This is a genomic window from Cobetia sp. SIMBA_158 (genome assembly GCF_046566945.1).
Lineage (GTDB): Bacteria > Pseudomonadota > Gammaproteobacteria > Pseudomonadales > Halomonadaceae > Cobetia > Cobetia amphilecti.
Window position 1 is genome coordinate 1 of record NZ_JAWJYL010001111.1, and the last position, 235, is coordinate 235.

Consider the following 235-nt stretch of genomic DNA (forward strand, 5'->3'; position numbering starts at 1 on the left):
GTACGACTTTTACTGTAGAAGATATCGAAAACATTAAATTAATGAAGGGAAAAATCCATTTCAATGATGCGGTGCTCGTTTACTTGAATGGTAATATTATTTTCGCAGGAAATGTACCTGCAGGTGGATACAAATCGAATCAGGAGTCAGGAGTAGCTGAACATGTTGATGGTGTACAATCAATGAACTTTGAAGTTACAGATATGAGCTCTCTTGTCGAAGGTGAAAACATACT

At 36.6% G+C, this 235-nt stretch carries 1 protein-coding gene; it reads left to right on the forward strand.

The window, feature by feature from the left end; all coding sequences use genetic code 11:
- A partial coding sequence (locus tag R2R70_RS23215; RefSeq protein WP_410979379.1) for a hypothetical protein occupies positions 1–235 on the forward strand: 235 nt, incomplete at both ends.